General features: G+C 38.6%; 19 protein-coding genes and 1 tRNA gene. 5 read left to right on the forward strand and 15 right to left on the reverse strand.

Annotation, left to right across the window (positions count from 1 at the left end; genetic code table 11):
• Nucleotides 1-419 precede the first annotated feature (419 nt).
• The gene (gyrB, locus tag DSM106972_RS38440; RefSeq protein ID WP_411675382.1) at nucleotides 420-3,593 is read left to right on the forward strand and encodes a DNA topoisomerase (ATP-hydrolyzing) subunit B; all 3,174 of its coding nucleotides are present in this window, start codon (nucleotides 420-422) and stop codon (nucleotides 3,591-3,593) included.
• A 162-nt stretch (nucleotides 3,594-3,755) separates the two neighbouring features.
• The gene (locus DSM106972_RS38445) at nucleotides 3,756-4,094 is read left to right on the forward strand and encodes a hypothetical protein (RefSeq protein ID WP_127085630.1); all 339 of its coding nucleotides are present in this window, start codon (nucleotides 3,756-3,758) and stop codon (nucleotides 4,092-4,094) included.
• A gap of 24 nt (nucleotides 4,095-4,118) precedes the next feature.
• On the opposite strand, the gene DSM106972_RS38450 is transcribed toward DSM106972_RS38445, so the two are convergent.
• Complete coding sequence (locus DSM106972_RS38450; protein WP_127085631.1) at nucleotides 4,119-5,291, reverse strand: sensor histidine kinase; 1,173 nt, start codon at nucleotides 5,289-5,291, stop codon at nucleotides 4,119-4,121.
• A gap of 180 nt (nucleotides 5,292-5,471) precedes the next feature.
• Here DSM106972_RS38450 and DSM106972_RS52330 point away from each other — a divergent pair, with 180 nt between their 5' ends.
• Nucleotides 5,472-5,696 (forward strand): hypothetical protein, encoded by a 225-nt coding sequence (locus DSM106972_RS52330; RefSeq protein ID WP_170213632.1) that lies wholly within the window; start codon nucleotides 5,472-5,474, stop codon nucleotides 5,694-5,696.
• The gene (locus DSM106972_RS56005; protein WP_411675380.1) at nucleotides 5,686-5,841 is read left to right on the forward strand and encodes a hypothetical protein; all 156 of its coding nucleotides are present in this window, start codon (nucleotides 5,686-5,688) and stop codon (nucleotides 5,839-5,841) included. Before DSM106972_RS52330 ends, DSM106972_RS56005 begins: the two co-directional genes overlap by 11 nt.
• Here the strand turns inward: DSM106972_RS56005 and DSM106972_RS38460 are convergent.
• From DSM106972_RS38460 to DSM106972_RS38505, 10 genes are all read right to left on the reverse strand, one after another.
• Nucleotides 5,777-6,976 carry a DUF6575 domain-containing protein gene (locus DSM106972_RS38460; RefSeq protein ID WP_127085633.1) on the reverse strand — a complete coding sequence of 400 codons (1,200 nt, stop codon included), beginning with the start codon at nucleotides 6,974-6,976 and terminating at the stop codon, nucleotides 5,777-5,779. The two genes, DSM106972_RS56005 and DSM106972_RS38460, sit on opposite strands and share 65 nt — an antisense overlap.
• 11 nt (nucleotides 6,977-6,987) lie before the next feature.
• Nucleotides 6,988-7,398, reverse strand: a complete 411-nt coding sequence (locus DSM106972_RS38465) for a hypothetical protein (RefSeq protein WP_127085634.1) — start codon at nucleotides 7,396-7,398, stop codon at nucleotides 6,988-6,990.
• Between the two features lie 253 nt (nucleotides 7,399-7,651).
• Nucleotides 7,652-7,725 (reverse strand) — tRNA-Val (locus tag DSM106972_RS38470).
• A gap of 55 nt (nucleotides 7,726-7,780) precedes the next feature.
• Nucleotides 7,781-8,512, reverse strand: coding sequence for a DevA family ABC transporter ATP-binding protein (locus DSM106972_RS38475; RefSeq protein WP_127085635.1), 732 nt, complete (start codon nucleotides 8,510-8,512; stop codon nucleotides 7,781-7,783).
• 94 nt (nucleotides 8,513-8,606) lie between these two features.
• The gene (locus tag DSM106972_RS38480) at nucleotides 8,607-10,094 is read right to left on the reverse strand and encodes a GMC oxidoreductase (protein ID WP_127085636.1); all 1,488 of its coding nucleotides are present in this window, start codon (nucleotides 10,092-10,094) and stop codon (nucleotides 8,607-8,609) included.
• Nucleotides 10,095-10,103: 9 nt separating this feature from the next.
• A complete protein-coding gene (locus tag DSM106972_RS38485; RefSeq protein WP_127085637.1) occupies nucleotides 10,104-10,688 on the reverse strand; it encodes a cytochrome c oxidase subunit 3 in 585 nt (194 codons plus the stop codon).
• An 81-nt stretch (nucleotides 10,689-10,769) separates the two neighbouring features.
• The gene (gene ctaD, locus DSM106972_RS38490; protein ID WP_127085638.1) at nucleotides 10,770-12,419 is read right to left on the reverse strand and encodes a cytochrome c oxidase subunit I; all 1,650 of its coding nucleotides are present in this window, start codon (nucleotides 12,417-12,419) and stop codon (nucleotides 10,770-10,772) included.
• A gap of 2 nt (nucleotides 12,420-12,421) precedes the next feature.
• On the reverse strand, nucleotides 12,422-13,321 hold the full coding sequence (locus tag DSM106972_RS38495) for a cytochrome c oxidase subunit II (RefSeq protein ID WP_127085639.1): 900 nt from the start codon (nucleotides 13,319-13,321) through the stop codon (nucleotides 12,422-12,424).
• Nucleotides 13,322-13,323: 2 nt separating this feature from the next.
• Nucleotides 13,324-13,929: a DUF2231 domain-containing protein gene (locus DSM106972_RS38500; RefSeq protein WP_127085640.1), complete on the reverse strand. Its 606-nt coding sequence runs from the start codon at nucleotides 13,927-13,929 to the stop codon at nucleotides 13,324-13,326.
• Nucleotides 13,926-14,429 (reverse strand): DUF2231 domain-containing protein, encoded by a 504-nt coding sequence (locus DSM106972_RS38505; RefSeq protein ID WP_127085641.1) that lies wholly within the window; start codon nucleotides 14,427-14,429, stop codon nucleotides 13,926-13,928. Before DSM106972_RS38505 ends, DSM106972_RS38500 begins: the two co-directional genes overlap by 4 nt.
• 401 nt (nucleotides 14,430-14,830) lie before the next feature.
• Here DSM106972_RS38505 and DSM106972_RS38510 point away from each other — a divergent pair, with 401 nt between their 5' ends.
• Nucleotides 14,831-15,514: a hypothetical protein gene (locus tag DSM106972_RS38510; protein WP_127085642.1), complete on the forward strand. Its 684-nt coding sequence runs from the start codon at nucleotides 14,831-14,833 to the stop codon at nucleotides 15,512-15,514.
• Here the strand turns inward: DSM106972_RS38510 and devC are convergent.
• The 4 genes from devC to DSM106972_RS38530 all read right to left on the reverse strand — a co-directional run bounded on the left by devC (nucleotide 15,511) and on the right by DSM106972_RS38530 (nucleotide 19,493).
• Nucleotides 15,511-16,677, reverse strand: a complete 1,167-nt coding sequence (gene devC / locus DSM106972_RS38515) for an ABC transporter permease DevC (RefSeq protein WP_127085643.1) — start codon at nucleotides 16,675-16,677, stop codon at nucleotides 15,511-15,513. The genes DSM106972_RS38510 and devC overlap by 4 nt on opposite strands.
• A 2-nt stretch (nucleotides 16,678-16,679) precedes the next feature.
• Nucleotides 16,680-17,294 (reverse strand): GNAT family N-acetyltransferase, encoded by a 615-nt coding sequence (locus DSM106972_RS38520; protein WP_127085644.1) that lies wholly within the window; start codon nucleotides 17,292-17,294, stop codon nucleotides 16,680-16,682.
• Nucleotides 17,295-17,348: 54 nt separating this feature from the next.
• Complete coding sequence (locus DSM106972_RS38525) at nucleotides 17,349-18,740, reverse strand: HlyD family efflux transporter periplasmic adaptor subunit (protein WP_127085645.1); 1,392 nt, start codon at nucleotides 18,738-18,740, stop codon at nucleotides 17,349-17,351.
• Nucleotides 18,741-18,911: 171 nt separating this feature from the next.
• Nucleotides 18,912-19,493: a TetR/AcrR family transcriptional regulator gene (locus DSM106972_RS38530; protein WP_127085646.1), complete on the reverse strand. Its 582-nt coding sequence runs from the start codon at nucleotides 19,491-19,493 to the stop codon at nucleotides 18,912-18,914.
• Between the last annotated feature and the right edge of the window lie 8 nt (nucleotides 19,494-19,501).

Here is a 19,501-nt window from a genome sequence, read left to right on the forward strand (position 1 = left end):
TATTTATACGCTTTGCTTACGTTACTGTAATTCGTTAATCAATCCTTAAATTTTAGCTAAAATTTAATGTTCTCCTCTTTTATTCCAATTTCTTACGTAGAATAGGCAATAGCTATACATTTAATACAATTTTACTATAATAGGTGTAGTCAAGAGCGCTACTGGTTGATGCGACGAAAATATCAAGGCAATCGACGAGTTAATAGAGGTGGGGTATACCCCCTTAATAAAATCACTATCAAATTGCCCTACGGTCGTCATTAAGGCTTTTGTGCTAGAATCTTGAAGTGATTTTGACTAAATCGCTATTTAAGTGATTTTATTCCCACTCATATCGGAAAATTTTCATGACGACAGATTACGGCGCCGATCAGATACAGGTTTTGGAAGGTCTGGAACACGTTCGCAAACGACCGGGTATGTATATTGGTACAACCGGAACGCGCGGATTGCACCACTTAGTGTATGAGGTGGTAGATAATTCGATTGATGAAGCTTTAGCTGGTCATTGTACTACTGTTGAGGTTGAGTTAAACGCTGATGGTTCGTGTCAGGTGCAAGATGACGGTCGGGGTATTCCAGTTGATACTATGACTAAAACTGGAAAATCAGCACTGGAAACTGTACTGACTGTGCTTGGTGCGGGTGGCAAGTTTGGTGGTGGTGGCTATAAGGTATCTGGAGGACTTCACGGGGTTGGTGTTTCGGTTGTTAATGCTTTATCTGAGTGGTTGGAAGCGACTGTTTGGCGTGATAAGAAAGTACACACCCAACGCTACGAACGCGGAATTCCACAAACAGATTTAAAAATACAGTCTTTGAAAGAAGCCCGCACTGGTACTGCTATCCAGTTCAAGCCCGATGACACTATTTTCCAAACTGGTACCGAGTTTGATTATATTACCTTATCTGGGCGCCTGCGAGAGTTGGCGTATTTGAATGCGGGTGTCAAAATTACTTTTACTGACAACCGTTTGGAGTTAATAAAAAGTGAAACTCCTAAAGTCGAAGTTTACGAGTACAAAGGTGGTATTCGTGAATACGTCGCGTACATGAACGTTGATAAGCAAGCTTTACACGAAGAAATTATCTTTGTGCAAGCCGAGCGTAATAACGTTCAAGTCGAAGTAGCTTTACAATGGTGTACTGATGCTTACTCAGATAATGTCTTAGGTTTTGCCAATAACATTCGTACCGTTGATGGTGGTACACACCTTGAGGGTTTAAAAGCAGTATTAACCCGGACAATGAACAGTGTTGCCCGCAAACGCAACAAGATTAAAGAACACGAGTCTAACCTTAGTGGTGAACACGTTCGCGAAGGTTTAACTGCTGTTATTTCTGTAAAAGTACCTGAACCTGAATTTGAAGGGCAAACTAAAACAAAACTTGGTAACACCGAAGTTCGTGGTATTGTTGAGTCTCTCGTTGGAGAAGTTCTTAGTGAGTACTTAGAATTTCATCCTGGTATTGCTGATTCAATATTAGATAAAGCTATTCAAGCCTTTAAAGCTGCTGAAGCTGCACGTCACGCACGTGAGTTAGTACGCCGCAAATCTGTACTCGAATCATCCCCTTTACCCGGTAAATTAGCCGATTGCAGCAGCCGAGATCCAGCCGAATCAGAGATATATTTGGTGGAAGGCGATTCAGCGGGGGGCTGTATTTTTTTATACACTGAAATCGCACTTACTGACGGGCGCCATTTAACAGTAGAAGACATCATAAAAGAGCAGGAACAAGGAATACAGAACTATTGCTATACTATCCGTGAGAGTGGGAATATAGGAATAGAGCGTATAATTAATGCACGTAAGACTAAAGATAATACTGAGGTAGTCAAGGTAACGCTTGATAACGGAAAGACAATAATTTGTACTCCTGACCATCGTTTTATGTTACGGGACGGTAGTTATAAGCCAGCAGCTTCGTTAACTCCCGAAGACTCGCTGATGCCTTTATATCGGGAAATATCTAAGAAAAATGAGCGTGGACAAGGGCTTAATGGCTATGAAATGGCGTGGAACCCTCTAAAAGACGATTGGATTTATACGCATTTGCTCGCCGACTTCTATAACCTGGAACACGGTGTTTACGGCGCCAAGGGTAAATGCCATCGTCATCACGTTGATTTCAACAAGCGCAACAACAACCCTACTAATATTCTTCGGATGAAACCCGAAGACCACTTGGCATTACATCGTGAACATCTTCAGAAAACTTTACATAGACCAGATGTAATCGAAAAAAGCCGCCAAGCTCATATGACTCCAGAGTTTCGTGCTTTTATGAAGGAGCGAATGCAGCGTGAAGACACACGTAAAATTCTTTCCGAACAAGCAAAAGCGCAGTGGGAGGATGAAGCCTACAAAGAGTTTATGACGCAAAAATGGCGTGAGTTTTACGATACTAATGAAGCTTATCGCCAAGAAAACAGCGAGCAGCTAAACCGCGCGCAGCAAGAATACTGGAGCGACGAAGCTAACCGACTTAAGCAGTCAGAGCGTGTGCGTGAGTATTACGCAAATAATCCTGAAGCTCGCAAAGTACTTTCAGATTTAGCGAAGGTACAATGGCAAAACGAAGAGTTACTAGCATGGCGCCGGGAGAAAACGAAGGAGCAATGGAAGAGTTGTAACTACAGATTAAGTCGTCGTGAGGCACTTAACAAAACTTACTACATCAAAACGATGGGTGCTTTGAGAGAAGTTTACAGACAAACTAATTGGATAGACCCAGAAGTTTACGACGACTATCGGCGCCGATTAAAGGATAAATCTTTACTATCTTGGAAAACCTTCTGTGAGCGTTACTTCAGGGGAGAGGAATATCTCGCAAAACAAGCAGTTATTAACTACAACCACCGTATCGTCAAAGTCGAACATCTTGAAGAAAAAATGGATGTTTATGACATTGAAGTACCAAATAGCCATAACTTTGCTTTAGCAAGCGGTGTATTTATCCATAACAGTGCTAAACAAGGACGTGATAGACGTTTCCAAGCAATTCTTCCATTAAGAGGTAAAATTCTTAACATCGAAAAAACTGACGATGCCAAAATTTATAAGAACAACGAAGTTCAATCGTTGATTGCTGCTCTTGGTTTGGGTGTTAAAGGCGAAGACTTCGATGTAGCACAATTACGGTATCACCGTGTAATAATAATGACTGATGCTGACGTAGATGGGGCGCACATCCGTACTCTGTTACTAACCTTCTTCTACCGATACCAGCGCGCTTTAGTCGAACAAGGACACGTATATATTGCATGTCCACCTCTATATAAAATAGAACGTGGACGTAACCACTATTACTGTTACAGCGACCGAGAGAAAAACCAAATCATCAGTCAGTTCCCAGAAAACGCTAACTACAACATTCAGCGTTTCAAAGGGTTGGGTGAAATGATGCCAGCACAGTTATGGGAAACGACGATGAACCCTGAATCTCGAACTTTAAAACAAGTAGAAATCGAGGATGCTGCTGAAGCCGACCGTATCTTTACAATATTAATGGGCGATAGAGTACAACCACGCCGTGAATTTATTGAGACTTACGGTTCTAAACTTGATTTGATGGACTTAGATATTTAATCCAGATTTCAATCATTAATATTTAAAATGGCTAGCCTCAAAACTAGCCTTTTTTCATAAGTCATTTAAAATACAGGCAGAAACCAAGAGGCGGAGACAGTAACAATCTGCTAGTATTTATTATGAAAATATATTTCGTGCCTCATTTCAGGATTATATATAATGGAAGTTCTTAGAAGAGCCATTAAACCAAAAACCTATATATCGTTCCTTTACATTTACGAAACTACTTGGGGAACTGCTGGTGATATCTGTCTCGTTCGTGAAGTTGTAGCCAAAGAAAGCACCTCCAAGTTTAGAGGTCATATAATTAAACTACCACTTACAAAGGAAATGGAGCGTAACCGCTTGGCTGGTTTGCCCATTATCAAAGTTGCAGGTCATGTTGGTGAGGGACATCCCAAAGACAAAAACTCCGAATGGGAAGTTTATGAAGGTATAGACCGAGAAATCGCTCTTAGTGTTATCAAACCTTGGGGCTTTAAGCTTATTGAACCTTAATAATTCTAGAGTCATTTAGGCGCCCTATCGATAAACAGGTGCAGGTTGAGGTATTGGTAATTTTACCGTCACTGTTGTTCCGGCGCCTACTTCACTTTCTAGTTCAACTGAACCAGCATACAAATCAACACATTTTTTCACAATAGCAAGTCCTAACCCTGTACCAGGAATATCTTTGGCATTGCTGGCACGTTGAAATAAACCAAATAGTTTTTCTTTATCTTCGCAAGGAATACCAATACCTTTGTCTTGAATTGTAAAAATAGCTTCACCATCTTGACAACGTAAAGTAAAATTAATATCGTTTTCAGGAGATGAGTACTTAACTGCGTTAGAAAGCAAGTTAATGAGAATGTGACGAATTAAATTTTCATTAACATATACATCGTTATAACCACCGTAAAACTTAAATGCAATTTTGCGATGTTGTTCTGATGTGAGACAAATTTCTTCAATTAAATCATGCACAAAATCAGATAAGTTAATTGGCTTAATATCCGCTTTAAACATTTTTAAATCAACCTCACCAATCGTTAAAACATCATTTAACAATTGATTCATTTTCTTAACATTAGCTTTAATATGCTGAAAAAACTGCTGTTTTTTTTCTAACGAAAGCCTATCACCATGCTGCTCAATGATTTGCGAAGAAGATAAAATGACTTGTAAGGGTGAACGAAACTCATGCGACACCATTGACACAAACCGAGACTTTAGTTCATTTAGTGTACGTTCACGTTCTAAAGATGAACGAATATCTGTTTCCAAACAGCGTATTTGTTCAATTTCCATCGATAGCTTTTTATTCGCTGTATGCATCTGTTGCGACAACAAGCGTGACCTTAATAAAACTTCTACTCTTAAAAGTAATTCACGTTTCACTATTGGTATTGTAATTAGCTCATCTATACTATGCAGCGAATTATAATTTATTATTCTTAGCTGTTTTTGGGTAATAACAAGTAAATATGGTAAAACAACAGGATACTCAGCTTCTTTACGTGCGTGTAGTGTTTGACGATAGCGTTTTAACATCACCATGCACAGAATACATAAATCAAAGGGTTGCTGTATTAAGTTTTCTAATTCCTTACTAGATAACCCTTCTGGCGCCACTATTTCATTGATTTGTGCCAAAGTATTCACTAACAGGCGCCTGTTTTGTCTATTATCCAGGAGTAACAAAATTCGACTCACAGCTACTCTCCCAATTCAAAGCGAATTACCATAAATTCGCATCGCGTAATATGCTAAAAAGCGATGTAGACTAATTACACGAGGTTAGCATACTATTGTATACGCATCGCCCATGTCTACATATACCGCTTAAGGAGTATTTTAAGATGTTGTAACATGGGCATCCTCGCTGTATGATTAGTGAGGCATAGCCCTACATGGTTACTTGATTTAAACCAACAACGCGCGCAAGTGGAAACTTTAGGTGGGAAGGTTGCTGATAAAAGTGAGGGAAAAGGGAATACTAAAAATATGATTATCGAACCAACGCGCGAAAAGTTAAATTCACTCAAAATGATCAAAAACGAATTAACCTACTGGCACACAGTAAACTTTTTTCTATTTGATACCAGCATTGGTTATTAGTCATACAGAATTTAATCAATATCGTGGTTTTGCCTTTGTATGTCCAATCAGCAATACCAAGCGCCGAAACCCTTTCTATTTTAAGCATCAATTGGAGGTTCTGACTTTAAACTTAATAATTCATATTTGTGTTCTTTTTTATTAGTAAAGGAAAATAGTATTGCAGAATCTCGAATAGTTGCCAAATATTCTTGTGCTTTACTAACCGTCTCTACATCTTTAATAGCAGAATCTGCTATCAAGCATTTGTATTTTTTTGTCGAGTCTACTTCTTGTAAAGTTGCTGTTCTGCCAGGATAATTAATTTGAATCAATTTGACTTTTACATAAATTTTCGTTTCTGCTGTCGTCTGTATATTTTTTATAATATCAAGAACCTTATATACAGTTTCTAGTTCTATTTCTCCAGTTTGCAGATTTTTGTTAGGAGAAGCCCAGCTTATATGCAACTTACTTATTTGAATTCTAGTTAAAGCTTTTAAAAAATCAGTATATTTAAAAGCAGTTTTCTTTTTTAATGTATTCAATTTAGCTGGCAATTCATCTGCATTTGCTCCAAGATTTATTAACTGTATAAATTCTTTTAGGCATTGTCCTAAAAAAGACTCTCCTAAGCCTAAACTATCTTCATATACAGTGCCTTCTAGACGCATACCAAATGAACCCTTAAATACACCAGATATAGCAACTTGGGTCTTTTGCTTTACTTCTTGTTCTATTATGTGGCTCTCTGATTTCCCTAGCTTTATTTGTCCTATAGCATCAATTGTCTCTTGTAATGAAAATAAGATTAATCCTAAATCACCTACAGGAACTTCGGAAATATCTTTCTTTATAAACTCTAAAACAAAGTCTATAATTTCTTTTCTTTTCTGTGTAGAAATTTTTGTAATATTGTTATCATCGTGATTATTTTTGGATTGAATTATTTCTCCAGACTCTGGCATATATTCATCTGGTATTTCTTTACAAGCAACAATATTATAAACAGTATCTTGACTATCTTCATAAGGAATTTCTATCTGATAAACAAAAGCATCTTCTGTATCAGCAAATATATCTCTAAGCTCAACTTCACCGCGAACTATGCGCTGAAATCGAGATGAAGATACGGGAGCATATAACCATATTTCCGCAGAGTCTGAACTATCTACACAAACTACAAAAAAAATAAATCCAGATTTATTTTTACAGGAAAACAATACAGGTTTATCATAAAAGTCATAAACTTCTATGATTTCAAGCTGTCCTAATACTGTTTTTTCAGGCAAAAAACTCATGATTTATATTGTTATTTTTTGTTAGAATTTTCTTGATTGTCATCAATCGGTTCAAAAACTTTCCAAGGCTCCTTATTCTCTGGTATCCACCAAGTATAATGAGACTTTCCAACATTTGATGGAGTATTTTTTATTCTTCCCAGTTCGTCACTCAGAGTACCCTTCGCTATTTTCTTATTCCTAAAATATGCAACTCTACGAGATAGCTTTTTAGCATCATCCAATGACAAATAAATTGATACTCCACAAGCTTGACATTCCGAAGTGCCTTTAGGACATTCTTTTTCTGGATTTTCTTCCCGCCAAGATAGGAAATCTTCTGGGCACGGTTTTTGATTTTTTATGTACCTGTAAAACTCTCCCGACGCAATATCGCATTCTGATGGAGGGCAGTCATTAGGGAAGTGTTTCGGATATGGCATCCTGTACTCGTTGATACAAAAATAAATTAATTTTATACATGTTATAATTTATTTTTTAGACTTATATCACTAATTTACTATAAATCATAAACAAAATCTCAAAACTTTATGAACCTTTGCTTTTTGCCAAAAACGCAGCTTGTAACATATCTTCAAGCGAAAGATTAAGAGCCTTGTTTAGTAATGCTATAATGTCACAGTTTCATTTTTTTATTTTTCAAAAAAATTTACGCACTGTACGGGTATAAATATATGGACGTAACTGGATTCGAACCAGTGACCCCATCCATGTCAAGGATGTACTCTAACCAACTGAGCTATACGTCCGAATTTTTCGCAACTTGTTAAGTATAGCATAGCTTATTCTACAAAGCAAGATAATTTATTTAACTTTGGCTGCCGCATCAATACCATCGCTAACCAGCTTGCCGTCTTCCATATATACAATTCTGTCAGCAATATCTAAAATACGGTTGTCGTGGGTGACTAATAATATTGTACAGCCTTGCTCTTTTGCCAGTTTTTGCATCAGTTCTACGACATCACGTCCCGATTTTTTGTCTAATGCGGCTGTTGGTTCATCTGCTAATACTATTTTAGGATGACTCGCTAATGCCCGCGCGATTGCTACACGCTGCTTTTGTCCTCCCGACAAACTTTCTGGATAATAATCAACACGATTACCTAAACCTACCATCTCTAACATATTCACAGCTAAGGCATCAATATCTTGGTCTAAGTATTTATCGTGCAACTCTAATGACATCCGCACGTTTTCTTTTGCCGTTAAAAACGTCATCAGATTATGCGCTTGGAATATATAACCAATATTACGACGTAACGAAGTTAACTGCTTCTTACTGGCGCCGCATATCTCTTGTTCCAATATCCTCAAACTACCCGACTGCGCTGAACGCAAACCACCCATCAACGTTAACAGCGTCGTCTTTCCAGAACCCGATGGCCCCGTCATGATGATTATCTCACCTTTGTTGATTTCTAAATTTATATCAAATAATGCTTGCTTACGTAAGGCGCCTTCTCCAAAATAATGGTTTAAATCTTGTATCGATATTACACTCTCTTCACCAAGCTGATGTGATTCTAACTGCATAATCGCACTTATTATATCGAACGTTTGTTATAAATTAATTTAACTTATTGGGTAAAGTGGTGTCAAGGTCGGGCAGGATGCCCAACCCACAAGGTTATAAATTTGTAATTAAATGTTCTCCGACTCTGAGAGCATTTGCAATTACTGTAAGTGAGGGACTGGTTGCTGGGTTGGATGGGAAAAAGCTGGCGTCAACAATATATAAGTTATTGACATCGTGCGCGCGACAGTTGAGGTTAAGAACTGATGTTTTAGGGTCTTCACCAAAGCGACATGTGCCTGACTGGTGTGCAATTACATTTAAAGGCGCCTCAGCACGGGGATAGGCGCCACGTGATAGGGGGTTATTCATAATGCGGTCTACTGTTTTGAGTGTATCTAACCAGCGATAAATCAAACGGTCGTGTGCTTCGGTGTTGTTAGAGGTATATTCTAAATAGAGTTTTGAGTTTTTTAGTCTAACTCGGTTGTTTGGGTCTGGTAAGTCTTCGGTTTGTAACCACCAACCTATAGAACGAATGGCTAGTTGTCGTAAACCGAAACCAGGCATAAGTTTGGCTAAACCAGATAATAAAGGTGGAGACTCTGCAAACATGACATTTTGAAGAAGACCACCTGTGTTGTGAATACTACCCATTGGGAAGGGAAAGTTTTTATCTCCCCAGTAAAAATCATTGATACAAGCTGTTTTGGGAAATATACCCGAATTTGTTGTGGGACGTAGTTGTACTAATGATGTCATTAAGTGTTTCATAAAATTGCGTCCCACTTGGTCGGAACTGTTAGCGAGTCCGTGGGGGTGTTTTTCGTTGTTTGAACGCAATAGTAATGCTGCCGAGTTGACGGCGCCGCAAGCTAGAATAACAATATGGGCAAAGAATAAATATGATTCTGTACCTATTTGCGCTTCAATTGCTTTGACTTCTCTTCCACTGGGGCTAGTATGTAGAAAGCTTACAAATGCGTCGGTTTTAAGGGTGACGTTAGGATAGTTTTTGACGGTTGCAATTCCAGGTTTGGTATCGCTGTCTTGATTTACCTCTAAAGGTAGATGCGATGGATTTAATCCTTGTTCAGATACGATATTGCAAATTTCTTGGACTTGAGGTTCGTGATTTACTGCTGGGTGCAAATATTCTTGAATGCGAGGTGGTTCGGTAGGGTCTTCTCCAGTTTGACCACCCACATTATAAAGCTTTTCAGCTTCGTTGTAATATGGCGCCAAGTCTTTATATTTAATTGACCACTCAGGCGAAATACCATCTTGATGCTGTACCTGCTCAAAATCTTTTTCCCGCATTCGTAACAGTTCAGCACTGTAAGTCTTGGTATCACCACCAACCGAGTAACTTGTTTGGGGAAAAAATGGCTCACCATCTTTATCGTACCATTCTTCGTTAGCTCGATAGCGCTCTTTTTTAAAGACTTCGCCACCTTGAAGTTGTTCTTCTGGAGCTAAAAAACCACCTCTTTCCAAAATCAGAATTTTCTTACCCGTTGGCGCCAGTTTTTGTGCTATTGTTCCACCACCGGCGCCTGTACCAACTATAATTACATCATAATATTGGTCATCAATAATCATATAAGTTTCCTATTGCCACAAATAAATTAAGCTAAACAAAATAATCCAAATCACATCGACAAAGTGCCAAAATAGCGAAGTTGCCGCAACACCAAAGTGACCTTTATCGTAGTTACCAGGAATAAAAGAACGAATTAAGACCATGAACTGTAATAAAACACCTGTGAAAACGTGCAGTCCGTGGAAACCTGTGAGTAAATAAAACGTTCCACCAAATACTCCAGATGTAAACCCAAAATTCAGTCCTTGCCATTCCACAGCTTGACCGTATAGAAAATAACTCCCCATCATCATTGTGAGAAGTAAAAATACGCGAAAACCCCAGATATTTTTACGTGCTAAGAAAACTTCTGCTATATATATTACAAAACTGCTGGCTACAAGAATGACTGTATTTATTCCAGGTTCTTTAATTTCTAATCCTTCTACACCTGCTGGGAACCAGTTTGTTGTTGTGGTTTTGTAGACTATATATCCTGCGAACAAACTTAAGAAAATAACGCTTTCGGAAAGTAGAAACACGATGAAGCCAAACATGCTATTTGCTTCTTCGTCGTGAGAATGCTGTATATGTTCTGGTGCTGTTGTTTCCATTTTAGATTTTTGAATTAAATACTTTGCAACGGATGTAACAGATGTAACGGATGATTTACGTATGTATCCGTTACATCCGTTTTATCCGTTGCCGTTTTCTACGAGTGGTTCGTTTTTACCATAACCATATGGTTCTGAGATAACTATGGGGAGTTCTTCAAAGTTTTCTACTGGTGGAGGTGAGGAAATTAACCACTCTAAGCCTATTGCTCTCCAAGGGTTATCACCTGCTAATTTCCCGTTTACGCAGGAACTGACCATATTTAAGATGAATGGTAGTGTGGACATTCCCAGTAAAAATGCTCCTAAAGAAGCTATCACATTCCAAAATGCATACTCTGGGTCGTATGAAGCTACCCGACGTGGCATTCCTTGTAAACCTAACGGGTGCATTGGAAAAAAATTAAGATTGGCGCCAATAAATGTTAATACAAAGTGTAGTTTTCCTAATCCTTCGTAGTACATTCGTCCGGTCATTTTGGGGAACCAGTGGTATATAGCAGCATACACTCCCATGACAGTGGCGCCGTATATAACGTAGTGGAAGTGACCGACGACAAAATAGGTGTTATTAACATGAATATCAACGGGTACTGCGGCAAGCATAATGCCTGTAATGCCCGAAAATACAAACATTACTAATCCACCCAGTGCAAATAGCATTGGAGTGTCAAGTCGAAGTTTACCACCCCAAATCGTCGCTACCCAAGCAAACACTTTAATACCAGTGGGGACGGAAATTAACATTGTCGAAAACATGAATAGCACCCGCATCCAGCTTGGAGTACCACTCGCAAACATGTGGTGAACCCAGACAACTGCACTCAATCCTGTAATAATAAGGGATGATACGGCAACTACTCTGTATCCAAATAACGGCTTTCTGGCGTAAACTGGAAAAATTTCCGAGAAAATACCAAAAATTGGTAGTATTATTACGTAGACTGCGGGATGTGAATAAAACCAAAAGAAGTGTTGATATAATACTGGACTGCCACCTTTCGCAGGGTCAAAGAATGCTGTGCCAAAACAGAGGTCACACAGTAACATTACTGCCCCGGCGGTGAGTGCAGGTAGTCCAAATAACTGAATAATTTGGGCACTAAGAACCGTCCAAACATATGCAGGCATTCGGAAGAACGTCATTCCCGGCGCCCGCATTTTGAAAATAGTGGTGACAATATTTACGGCGCCCATTATTGAGGAAACCCCCGATAATGCCACTGCTACCAACCATAAAAATTGACCGCTAATTAAATTTCCACTAGGGTTTTGTAAACTGACAGGAGGATAAGACCACCATCCTGCTTGTGCAGGACCCGAAGGTAACAGAAAACTCGCCATCAGAATAATGCCGAATATAGGCACCATCCAAAATGCCACAGCATTCAATCTTGGAAATGCCATATCACGGGCACCTATCATTAGTGGTACAAGGTAATTAGCCAGACCAGCTAAAACAGGAAACGTCCACAAAAATAACATCACCGTACCATGCATCGTAAACATGGCATTGTAAACAGTACGTTCAACCAAGTCAGATTCGGGAGTTATGAGTTCTCCGCGAATAATCATCGCGAAAATTCCACCAATGAGAAAGAATATAAATGCCGTAACTATATATTGAATACCAATCACCTTATGGTCAGTGCTAAAACTAAAATAAGTTTTCCACGTCGTTAAAGGTAGATGATGTTTTTTTTGCCCTTCAATATTTTCTAAAATTGTCATAACTAGCTATCCTTCTGAGTGGAATAATTCACGACTGGAGGTGTAGCAGGTGCCACACTATCCCAACCTTTTATAGTTTGTTTACTTTGCTGTTGATACTCAGCAAAAGCCTGATTATATGAAGGTTTTGGCTCAAGTTTCGCTGTTTGAACTAACCAATTACTAAAATCTTCAGGTGTTTCTACGACTACATTGGTTTGCATTGCCGCAAAATAAGTACCACTAAATTGGGAATCACGAAGACGATATTTACCCACACGTATTGGAGTAAATTCAAAATCTATAACTTGCTGAGGTATGATATCTTGCTTCAATCTAAAAGCTGGAATATACAACCCGTGTATTACATCAGCAGAAGTCAACTTCAACCGAACTCGTTGTGCGCTAGGTAAATGTAACTCTGTACTACTGACATTGGCACCTTTATAACGGAACTCCCAAGACCACTGTTTGGCAATGACTTCTACTTCTGTAATTTTCTTAGATGGTGTATCCATCGAAGCAGCTTCTGCGGACTCCATTAGATGTACATGTTCCATCGGTCCAAGAATTCCCATTTGGTCGTATATTTGATAGCTATAGGTGCCTATCCAAATCACCAAGAAAAAAGGAATTGCAGTCCAAATAACTTCTAATTTGACGTTCCCCTCAATTGGAGGGCCATCACTCATATCGTATTTACCTGCACGTTGAAATAGAATTGAATAAGTAAGAGTACCTGTCACTCCGAAAAAGATAAAAGTACCTAATGTCACCAAAAAGCTAAACAAATCATCAATAAGTAAAGACTCTGCTGTTGCTTGGGGTGGAAACCAAGAATGTGACAAATTTCCCATCCATAAACTCACAACACTCAAAGCTAATGTAACAATAACCAAGGTTACAATAGTACGAATTTTCATAATTATTTCAACACCGCATTAACATCTTCACTCATCCGCAATAACCTAACAGCGGTATTGTGAACACCAAACTCACCTGCTAAATGGGCGCCTAATGTACCATGAAGATACATCATAAACATAATCACCAATCCCACAGCTAAATAACTCCACTGAACTTGTTGTCCTCGGTCTTTACGCCATACATAGCGCTGAAACCCTCGCCAAACCGTCATTACAACAATTAACGTTAATAAAACAACACCACCAACACCATGCCAAAGCATAGTTTCAAAAGCTTGTAAACCCCAAGCACTTTTAATCTCAGCTGATGGTTGTGCCAGCATAATTTCGTAAAAACCTGCTGCAACTGTAAAAAACGTAATAATTGCACAAGCTAGCATATTGTACCAACCAACATCGAACAAGCTCGCACGAGTCGCAGGAATTGCCAAAAACTTAAAAACTGGCTTTTCCAACACATAAAAGGCGCCGACAATATCAAAAGTTACTGCTACAATAAATAATCCCAATGTTAAATGCACCAAGTTAGGATGAATTGGTATTGCATAAGGCAACCCATTGGCGCCAAGTTGTGATTTAATTTGTTCAATCAAACCATAATTCATTGCAAAACCCCTTGTTTTATAGCTTCTACAACTGGTTGCGTGTGTAGTCCATACACCCAAACTAACTTATCTCCAAGGTAAACTTGAAAGCAAACAATGACAGTTAAAACTAATCCAACAGCCAAATAGGAAGTAGGTAATCTTAATGGGTCACGTAACCGAATAATATAACGCCATCCCGTAATAGCAGCAATAATTCCCGACAGCGACCAACCAATTAAAGTATGTAAACTCAGTGTTGATTCCACCGCATCATATGCCAAAGCTAGACCAGCTTCGATTTGACCAAATATAATCGCAATAAATATTGAAACCGTGGCGAAACACATGTTCCACCAACTCACCTCATAAAGTTTATAATTCCGAGTTGCCAAACCCACAAAATCACAAACCACAGCAAACAACACCATTGCAATTACGAAGTGAACAACAATAGGGTGTATTGTGTCTGGATACGGTAGATTATGCTCATTTAAAGGTGGAAGTAAGTTGTCAAACATTTTGTTTTCCTCTACACATCCAAAAGATACAACAAAATTTTACTAACACTTGATTTTTTTTGATTCATCGTCATTAACTTACTCAAACACTACTAGTATTAACACATAAATTCTATATATAAAAATTACATAACTCAAACCATGATATAATTTACTTTAAAATTTGCACAGAGAAATTAAGATACAGTTAAGAATAAATCGGGTTTCTACTGCTTCATATCTGCAACAATTAGTTTATTAATAAAGAGTAATCATAATTGTATCGGCGCCTGAAGTTTGATGAATATTGCTTTATCAACAATAAATTTATTGTTTGATGTATCACTTAATTGTTTAAGTAAACCGGATAAGATGAAAATAAGATACAGTTAAAAGCTAAATAAATATCAGACAACGTAAATATGCTGAAAACAGTGCTTAAAGTTTCTTTGAGTTTCTTATTTTTTGCTGCCTTGGTTATAAATTCCAACGCAAAAGTTGAAGCCAGAAGAACACAATCTCCGGTTGTGCGCCAAAATAGACGTGCAATTACAAAATATTATTTATATGACTTTCATCGAGAATATTTAATATCGCCAAATTCACGATATACAGTAGTATGGGGTCAAAATAGTAAATCTAATAGAACCAGAAACTATTTATATGATATACGAGGTGATAAGCCAGTTGCAAGCCTTTACGCTTGTAATGGTAGTCCTCAAGGTTATGGTAATATTACTACAAATTGGCGGGCTGATTCACAAGTAGCCTTAATCACTTATAATGGTAGATGGGCACCACGCGATGCCTGTTTAGTTACTGTAAACGGCGCCCAAGTTAATATATATAATCGACTTCAAAATGATATAGTTGATTATCTCATAAATTCATGCGATATCAAGTTTTTGAGACATCAAGATAGAGTAGTAATTGATTTTTATAAAAATCAATACTTACTTAAAATTACCAACTACCAATTAACTTTGTTAGCAACATTATATGTTCCAAACTCCAGAACATATAATCAGTCTTTCTTAATGACTTATAATTATCAAATGATCGGCAACGAAATTGACTTGCAACTAGTATCCATCCGCAAAACTTAAAAAATATCGGCAGGGTCAGCAGATTGTAACTTTCGCATCGCAATAGCACCAGAAATGCTACACATAGCTACAGTTAAAACAAAAACATTAATTGCACGTTCCACCGTCATCGCAATCGGTAACATTGTGGCGCCAGCAGCAAGACTATATAATCCAATAGCAGCAATAAAACTAGGTATATAACCTAAAACAGCTAAAAGCAGCGATTCTTGTATCAAAACCCGCAGCAGAAAACCATCCGTATATCCCATCGCTTTGAGTGTTGCGTACTCAGGTAAATGCTCAGAAACGTCAGAATAAAGAATTTGATATACAATTACAATTCCTACAATAAACCCGACACCGACACCCAAACCGAAAATAAATCCTATCGCTGTACCTTCTGCCCAATATTTCTTTTCAATTTGGGCAAACTCTTCTGTAGTCAGTACCGAAACATCTTTGGGTAAAGATGCAGCAAGCTGTTTTTGCACCCTGAGAATATTGGCATTATCTTTCAAGTTAATCAACCCAACAGCTATTTTTTCTGGTTTGCTGCTTGGAAAAAGCTGCATAAATGTAGATTCACTCGTAATTACATTACCATCTGCTGCAAACGAGGCGCCATTTACAAACAAACCAGTCACATTAACAGCTTTACCGTTCAACTCGGTATCAAACCTGTTAGTTTTGTTAAACTCATCACTATTAACACCATAGTCAGGACGACCCGCAATATCAAACAACACACTATTCAACGGTTTAATGCTTTCGAGTCGCTTATTCACTTCTGGCATTTTGAACGTTGGTTTAGTTGGGTCAACACCCCATACTAAAATAGCCCTTTCCAAACGAGTTTGCGGATTACGCCATTGTCCGGTGGAAATGTAAATTGGAGTTACCGACTCAACACCATCATACGCCAAAGTTTGATATAATCGCTCCCGCGCAAAATCTTTGACCGAAAACAAAGTTTGCATTTGCGGGTCAATCAACACCAAATCAGCTTGTAAATTACGATGGGGTTGTATCGAAGCATCATATAAGGCGCCTTCAAACCCCATCTGAATTAACATTAATATATCAGCAAACGCAATTCCCGCTACAGCTACAGCAAGACGAGTTTTCTCTTTCATCAACTGGCGCCAAGCTAACGGTGTTTTTTTCTTACTAAATAATCTCATAATTATGCCACCCTTTCCATTGCCCACAAATAAGGACTACCCTTTAATAACTCACCACCCCAAACAACCTTAAACCCATGCTTTTGATAAAACCGTACAGCGAGTTCGGTTGAAGTTTCCAAATAACAAGGCAACCCGTCACGAGAAGCTTGTTTCAATATCGGTTCAATTAATAAACTACCTACTCCACATCCTTGACTACTTGGTGAAACACCCAACAGCGATAAATACCAGTGAGGTTTTGACGACATATTGCGTTTATGCAATTCTTCCATTGCCCAAGACCAAGAAAGCGTGTGTGCAAACCTTGATATTCCCAGTTTGAACGGTAAAATTAAGGCGCCTGCTTGTAATATACGTATTACACTGCCACCAGAACCAGAAGGTGGTATCCAAGATGCAACACCTTGTAATTCACCAGTATTAGTAGTAGTTGTATAAGTATGGTTATAAGAATGGCTATGTCTCAAAGCAACACGAAGTAAGCACAAGAGCGTATTAGTAGAATTATCTGGCAGCAAATAATTAAAAATGGGGTCTTGACGAAAAGCATGACCTAAAACTTCGGTAGCTTGGTTGACTTGTGATGTTTCAAGCTTAGTTATTGTTGCTTGCATATTTGACTTCCTTCTTTATAACGAACATTCGTTATGGATTAAAGTAATAAAACGTTACAAATCAATCGAAGTTTGAACTTGTAAATTAGTCAACCCAGCGACACGGGAGTTATCTTCAGGGTCTATACGAATTTTGACTTCGACGACACGACGGTCGAGGTTTTCTCCTGGTTGGTTAGCAAAGGTGTTTTGACGGTTCACTTGTAAACCAATTTGTGATACAGTGCCTTTGACTTCACCTTGGAATGCTTGTCCTGTTACCTTAGCTGTTTGTCCAAGTTTAATTTTAGCAATATCGCTTTGATAAACTTCAGCAATTGCTACCATTTGACTCGTTTGTGCCAAATCTGCAATTCCGTTATCACCAATCTTTTCTCCAGCACGGGTATGAATTTTGAGAATTTGTCCACTTAGTGGCGCCCGAATGTAAGATTGTTCTAATTCAGTTTCTGCACGTTTAGTAGCAGCGATAGCATTATCAACTTCAGTTTGTGCAGCTTGAACATCCACAGAGCGAACTTCAGCGATACTATTTAATGTAGCTTCAGCCTCACTAATTTGTTTATTGCCAGTTGCTCCCATTCTATTTAGCGCAACTCTTGCTTCACTTAAGAGCTTACTATTAGTTGCATCAATACGTCGCAACACAGCTTTTGCTTCACTAATTTGTCTAAGGGAAGTAGTGTCAATACGTTTCAACACAGCTTGAGCTTCGTTAAGTTGCTGTTTCGCAGTTTCCACACTCAACCGTTTACCATCGAACAGCGAAATTGAAATTGCCCCTTCATTATATAGTTGCTGATAACGTCCCAATTCTGAATTTGCATTATTCAACTCAGCTTCCAACCTACTAATAGTGGCAAGTTGTGCTTGTCTATCACCTTGTGCTTGTGCTTCTAACCGAGCGATATTTTCTAACTGTGCTTGTTTATCACCTTGCCATTGAGCTTCTAACCGAGCAATAATTTCTTGTTGTCCAACCTTATCACCAACAGATTGAGCTTGTAGCCTAGCTACTGTAGCTTTTTGAGCTTGAATTTGTCCAGTTTTGGCGCCAGCTTGTACTTGTGCTAACTTTGCCCTTGCCATACTGACTTGTTTTTGAGCAACGAGTAAAGCATCCTGTAATCTAGCTCTTGAATCTAATACAGCAACAACCTGACTTTGTTTAACCGTCTCACCTTCTTTCACCAACACCCTAGCTACTCTATCACCATCCAAAGGGATAGGCGCCGACAACTTAATTATTTCAGCTTCAGGTTCCAGGCGCCCCAAAGCACTAACTTTCGTAACAGGTGGTAACTCAACAGGCTTTTCAACAGGCTTACCAGCTAAACCAAACTGCTGGGCACCATAATATAATACACCACCAGTAGCAGCAGTAGCAGCAACCATCATTCCAACCATCCAACCATTAAAAGACTTGAGAGATACTTTAAAACTCATACTTCCCCTCTATATATAGATGCTGAACTTATAATTCCCAAAAAATGCAACACATTGATGGTGCGTGAAAGCACTTTATATGAAATTTTTAGTGTAGACTCTAATGGCTTTCACGCACCCTACTTTGTGAACTCTGCGTCTCTATGGTAAAAAACTAACCATAAGAAACTCCTATGAATTAAATCCATACTTTTCTAAATAAGCATTTACCATCTTGCCCATCAGCGTACATTGTTCAACAACATCAATCGTATTTATACCAAGTAACCTCTCCAAAATCACCCCATCAACAAAACACATGATAAAATCAGCAAGTGCGCGGTCTTCCACACCCAAAAACTCATAAATGGCGCCTTGATAACGCTCGCATAAACGGCGCCAAAATTCACTATCTATATAACCTTCAGAATCTTGATGCTGTGAAAAATCAATCATTAAATAACTGCTTTTAATATGATAATCAAGATTGCCATTCAAATATTTACCCAGAGCTTCCGCGCGTTCCTGTCGAGTCTTTAACGTCTCCCACTCCGCAGTCGCAATAGAAAGCTCATTCTGTACCATATCTTCCACCAACTGTTCAAATAAAGCCTTCTTATTTGGAAAATAGTGATACAGCGTTCCCGTCGAAACCTTTAACTCCTTCGCAATTTCACGCATCGTTATCGACCCATACCCCTTAGCAGCAAACAAGTCAAAACACCTACTCAGTAACTCCTTACGGTACAAATCGTGGTCTACTATCTTTGGCATAATATAGA

Origin of the sequence: Dulcicalothrix desertica PCC 7102 (assembly GCF_003991905.1) — a bacterium.
GTDB lineage: Bacteria > Cyanobacteriota > Cyanobacteriia > Cyanobacteriales > Nostocaceae > Dulcicalothrix > Dulcicalothrix desertica.